The 4,654-nt window shown below is 46.8% G+C and carries 6 protein-coding genes; 2 read left to right on the forward strand and 4 right to left on the reverse strand.

Going from position 1 to position 4,654, the window contains the following annotated elements:
• The first annotated feature begins 230 nt into the window (after window positions 1-230).
• Both PXY01_RS21845 and PXY01_RS21850 read left to right on the forward strand, forming a co-directional pair.
• Entirely contained in the window at window positions 231-1,139 is a 909-nt protein-coding gene (locus PXY01_RS21845) for a tyrosine-type recombinase/integrase (protein WP_127573233.1), read from the forward strand.
• A gap of 119 nt (window positions 1,140-1,258) precedes the next feature.
• The gene (locus PXY01_RS21850; RefSeq protein ID WP_127573235.1) at window positions 1,259-1,507 is read left to right on the forward strand and encodes a hypothetical protein; all 249 of its coding nucleotides are present in this window, start codon (window positions 1,259-1,261) and stop codon (window positions 1,505-1,507) included.
• 171 nt (window positions 1,508-1,678) lie between these two features.
• Here the strand turns inward: PXY01_RS21850 and PXY01_RS21855 are convergent, their stop codons facing one another.
• From PXY01_RS21855 to tnpA, 4 genes are all read right to left on the reverse strand, one after another.
• Window positions 1,679-2,155: a hypothetical protein gene (locus PXY01_RS21855; RefSeq protein ID WP_127573237.1), complete on the reverse strand. Its 477-nt coding sequence runs from the start codon at window positions 2,153-2,155 to the stop codon at window positions 1,679-1,681.
• 97 nt (window positions 2,156-2,252) lie between these two features.
• Window positions 2,253-3,830 carry an IS66 family transposase gene (tnpC, locus tag PXY01_RS21860; RefSeq protein ID WP_246028064.1) on the reverse strand — a complete coding sequence of 526 codons (1,578 nt, stop codon included), beginning with the start codon at window positions 3,828-3,830 and terminating at the stop codon, window positions 2,253-2,255.
• Between the two features lie 71 nt (window positions 3,831-3,901).
• Entirely contained in the window at window positions 3,902-4,255 is a 354-nt protein-coding gene (gene tnpB / locus PXY01_RS23435) for an IS66 family insertion sequence element accessory protein TnpB (protein ID WP_127573239.1), read from the reverse strand.
• Window positions 4,249-4,572, reverse strand: coding sequence for an IS66 family insertion sequence element accessory protein TnpA (tnpA, locus tag PXY01_RS23440; protein WP_127573241.1), 324 nt, complete (start codon window positions 4,570-4,572; stop codon window positions 4,249-4,251). The genes tnpB and tnpA overlap by 7 nt, the downstream gene beginning before the upstream one ends.
• Between the last annotated feature and the right edge of the window lie 82 nt (window positions 4,573-4,654).

Below are 4,654 nucleotides of genomic sequence, written 5' to 3' on the forward strand. Positions count from 1 at the left end.
CCAGTCAGACAGTACGACCTGGACCACTTTATTACCGAAAGTTGGGGGCAAGTCAGTAGCCACTAATGGAGTGATTCTTTGTATTGAAACTTTTTTTAGAGTCAGTTAATTATTCGTAGAATTATTATTCTGCGTTGAAAATGTCCTGAAACTGTGATAAATTATTCGTAGAACTCTATAGAGGTTCGAGTTATTTTCTTCGTAGAACACTTCGAAATGGGGCACTCTGAATGAATCTGATAGAACGGTTCTTAGACTGGTTATACGATGAAGGTAAAGACGAAAAAACCGTCAAGGCTTACAGGACGGCGGTGGGGCAGTATATTGAGTGGTACGAAGGAACCGTAGGGCACGCCAATTTAGGTAATGTTAAACCAATAGAAATTAAAGAGTACATATCATTTATGAAACATAATTTGAATCGGAAACAGGCAACTATCAACAAGTCAACGGCTGCCCTCAAAACTTTTTTTGCCTTTCTTGCGGATCAAGGCGTAACCAAAGATAACCCAATGTCACGGATTAAGATTCAAAAAGTACAAACGACAGAGAAACTCGGAGAAAAAAGCGTAGTTAAATGGCTGACGAAAGTCGAACAGGAGCGATTCATAAGCTACGTAGAATTAGAAAACAACGATTTTAAGCGCCTTCGCAACTTGGCTCTCATAGACTTAATGCTCTATTGTGGTTTAAGAGTTGCAGAAGTAGAGGAATTGAAGCTAGAGGATATTAAGGTCAACGGCGACATTACGATTACAGTTAGGGAAGGAAAGCAAGGGAAGTATGCCATCGTTACCATGCTGAACAAACATTCCAAGAACCTCCGTCAGTGGTTGAAACTTCGAGATGACTTAATCGATGAAAAGTACTCAGCTTCTCCGTACCTGTTTGTATCTGAACGATCGGGGAAGTTTGGGGCAAGAGGAATACAGGTGATGCTCGATAAATACGCTGACTTGGCGAACATGAAGAATATTACTCCTCACCGCTTTAGACATAGCTTCTGTAAGAACCTAGCAAACGGTGGGGCTACGATAGAAGTGATCAGAAGATTGGCACGTCACGAGAGCATTCAAACCACAGCCATTTACATCGACCCTTCCCACGCTGAACAACTGCAAGCATTAAACAACATGTGAGAAAATGCTTGTTTTTTTTAGATCGAATTATTGAGAACAAACCTAATAATTTCCGGCATTTTAAGCGAGAAGATAAGTTTTCCAAAGATCAATCATTTTACGGAGGGCGATTACAAAGCATGGGTAAAAAAATCAAAAAACAGCTTGACCATATTGAAAGAGTATTAAACAGTCAAACTCAAATGCTTACTGAGTTGGTTTCGATGTTGAAAAACAATAATGTGCAACTAAGCGATTTTCATAAAAATCAAGAAGCATCCATACCGTTTGATGGTGCTGAATTCAAGCGCAGCAAGACGATCACGGCAATCGCCAGACAAAAACCAACGATGAATGAGTTAAAGGAAAGACTGGATAGACTAATATAGCGATAGTAATAGTGCTGCTAACCAATGTAGCACTATTTTATTTTCCAGTAGTTCCCCCCCCCCACCCAGTGCCGAATGAAAATCAAATATCATTCTGAACAAGCGTAACCCTTGTTTACTCCGTACCAAATTTTCTGAAATGGCATGTACGCACGAAATAGCTAACTCACTCTATTCCTTCCCAATTACCCTCCTCGCCGCGGCATGGGCGGAATTATAGTATGAGATTTTCTTTCTGCGCCCAATGTACTTCACGCTAAAAGCAATTTTTTCATAAGTAGTAGATAATTGTTCTAGTAGAGTGATTATTTCATCAACTAGCTCTGTGTACATGGATTTGGATGATAAAGTTTTGGAAAGCAAACGTTGTATTATGTCGCAGTCGGAATAAATTATAGCCCTTTCCAAGTTATCTACAGCAAAAGTATTGGATTCGAGAAGTTCTGAAAGGCTCTTAATACTAAACTCAATTGCCAACAATTCACCGAATAAAGGATCAGAAGCGGCTACCTGTTTTAGTTCAGAAACAGCGATATGCTTGCCCATACCTACGACAATCACGCCCAAACCAATCGAGTTATTTGAATCATCGCATGAAGCATCGCAAAAAACAGTAACTATCGATTTATTGTTTCTATAACTGTTCATTCGCAGCGATTCAGCCCCGTTCATATCAGATTAGCAAAAGGTAAGCGTCAAACAGCCCCCACCTTGTCATTAAGTTGAGGGCTGTTTAGTGTTTCTATTAAGATTTGAATACTCGGCAAGCCAGCGGCAGCGTTGTTGACCATGGAAGCAGGCTGTCCAGCACTTCGAGATCGGTCAGATCGGAAAGTTGCGGTAGTTGCTCGAACAGGTACTTCAAGTATTGAAACGGGTTCAGTCCGTTTTCCTTTGCCGTCTCCATCACGCTGTAGATGTCGGCACTGGCCTTGGCACCGCGAGGCGTGTTGGCAAACAGCCAGTTTTTTCGTCCAATGACGAATGGCTTAATTGACCGTTCGCTTCGGTTATTGTCAATCTCCAGCCGACCATCCTTCAGAAATGCGGTCAGCTTGTCCCACTGGTTTAGGCTGTAAGCAATCGCTTGGCCGAGTAGACTCTTCGGCAGCGTACGGGATCGCTGCTGCTTAAGCCATGCCAAATAAGCATCCAAAATGGGGCGGCTTCGCTCCATTCGAATGGTATAACGCTCTTCCGGCGCTGCATCCTTCAGTTCTCGCTCAATGGCAAATAGCTCATTGCAGAACTGAAGCCCCTGCTTGGACGCCGTTTCTGCTTTGTTCGAAGAAGGCGGCAACGCCTTTAAAGCCTCGTCAAACTTGCGGCGTGCATGCGCCCAACATCCAACGAGCGTGACATCCTTCACCTTGTGGTAACCGGCATAGCCGTCCACGTGAAGATAGCCGCTGAATCCACTAAGATAATCTCGCGGATTCTCGCCCCCACGTGTTGGTCGGTAGTCGTACAGCACAATTGGCGGGCCTGTTCGGCCTGTACGATACAGCCATAGATACGACTGGGATTCCGCTGACTTGCCTGGTTCACGCAGCACTTGCAGCGTGGTTTCATCGGCATGCAAGATGTCTTGCTTCAATAGATAACTCTTCATCCGCTGGGTCAGCAGCGAAAGCCAGTGCTCCGCACCATAGATCATCCAATTGGCAAGCGTCTGGCGTGATAGAGTCAGTCCCATGCGTGCGAATTGCTGCTCTTGCCGGTAGAGCGGCTGGCTGTCCACATACTTCTGGCTCATGACATGCGCCAGGATAGATGGCGAAGCCAGGCTTCCCGGATAGACCGGCTTCGGCATCGGAGCGGTAACGATCGGCGTGCGAATCTCTTCGCGCTCGCAGTGGCGGCATGCATACACCAGCCGCACATGACGTACGACCTTCATTTCCGCTAGAATGATGGCAATTTCATTACGCGTCTCTGTGCTCATCTCATGGAGCTCACCGCCGCAGCAGGAGCAGATCTGCTCCGAGACAGGCAACTCGTGGACGACAGTTTCAACGGGGAGCTGTGCCAGCTTGGTTTCGCGGCTTGCTGACTTTTTGCGGCTATACGTGATGGTTTCAACGTCCGATTCCTGCGTTTCAGGCGCTGCCAGCGCTTCGGCTTCGTTGAACAGATCGAATTCCAGCTGATCGGGATTCGTTTTCTCACTTGAAGCGCCGAAACGCTTTTTCTGGGCGAGGCGGAACTGCTCTTCGTACCATTTAAGCTTGGCTGTTAGTTCAGCAATTTGCGCGTCTTGTTTCGTAATGGTCGCCTCGTAATTTTCAATTGTAAGATTTGGCGTTTCCGTTTGATTATTCATATGGACAAGTCTTCGCAGACTGCGATTGTTTTCCTGCTTGAAGGCGTGTCAATCCTGCAAACAAAATCCATTTAGATGACGGCTTGGGCAATCACTTGAGGATGTGCCTGATTTTGGCTCAACGAAAGCCCGTCGAGCAGCCAGCGCAGTTCTCGACTGGAGATGGAGAGTGGGGCGCTTCCGGATGCTGGCCACTGGAACGTACCACGTTCAAGCCGACGATAAAGTAGCCAGAAGCCGTTATGCTCCCAGTAAAGGATTTTGAGTTTGTTGCGCTCGCGATTGCAGAACACGAACAAGCACGGAGCGAAGGGATTCAGACCGAAGCTCTCTTGCACCAGGGCAGCTAGACCGTCAATGGACTTGCGCAGATCGGTTGCGCCCGTGGCGAGATAAACATGCGGAACGTTTGGGAGCGTCAGCATGGGGATTCCAGGGCATGGACGATTTGGCGAAACAAATACGGATCGAAGTCCGGACGTAGTTCAATGCTGGCTTGTCCAATCCGGACGATGATTGGGGAAGCATCGGGAGCGGCAAGACTGGTTACGGTAAGCGGCAGCCAATTCGTCGCAGTCGAGGACGACGTAGGGGATGAATTTCTCAATTTGCGAAGCCAATATTTTAAGGATTCTTTCGAGAGGCTATTGGCTGCGCACCATGCGGACATGGTAAGGCCGCTGGCCTTGTAGTCTGCCACGCGGAGCGCCCAGTCTTGACGGTGTTTGTCTCTGTTGGTCATGAGGCAACCTCCTGTTCTTGAGTTGCTCTCATTTTCTCATAGATGATCTGGCGGTTGAAGGTGGGCTAGGTTTGACGCTTAC

Source organism: Paenibacillus xylaniclasticus (genome assembly GCF_004001065.1).
GTDB classification, from domain to species: Bacteria; Bacillota; Bacilli; order Paenibacillales; family Paenibacillaceae; genus Paenibacillus_T; species Paenibacillus_T xylaniclasticus.

Excerpts from the sequence above, each read along its gene's own strand:
- PXY01_RS21845 (WP_127573233.1), top strand. The coding sequence starts at position 231 with ATGAATCTGATAGAACGGTTCTTAGACTGGTTATACGATGAAGGTAAA.
- PXY01_RS21850 (WP_127573235.1), top strand. The coding sequence starts at position 1,259 with ATGGGTAAAAAAATCAAAAAACAGCTTGACCATATTGAAAGAGTATTA.
- PXY01_RS21855 (WP_127573237.1), bottom strand. The coding sequence starts at position 2,155 with ATGAACAGTTATAGAAACAATAAATCGATAGTTACTGTTTTTTGCGAT.
- tnpC (WP_246028064.1), bottom strand. The coding sequence starts at position 3,830 with ATGAATAATCAAACGGAAACGCCAAATCTTACAATTGAAAATTACGAG.
- tnpB (WP_127573239.1), bottom strand. The coding sequence starts at position 4,255 with ATGCTGACGCTCCCAAACGTTCCGCATGTTTATCTCGCCACGGGCGCA.
- tnpA (WP_127573241.1), bottom strand. The coding sequence starts at position 4,572 with ATGACCAACAGAGACAAACACCGTCAAGACTGGGCGCTCCGCGTGGCA.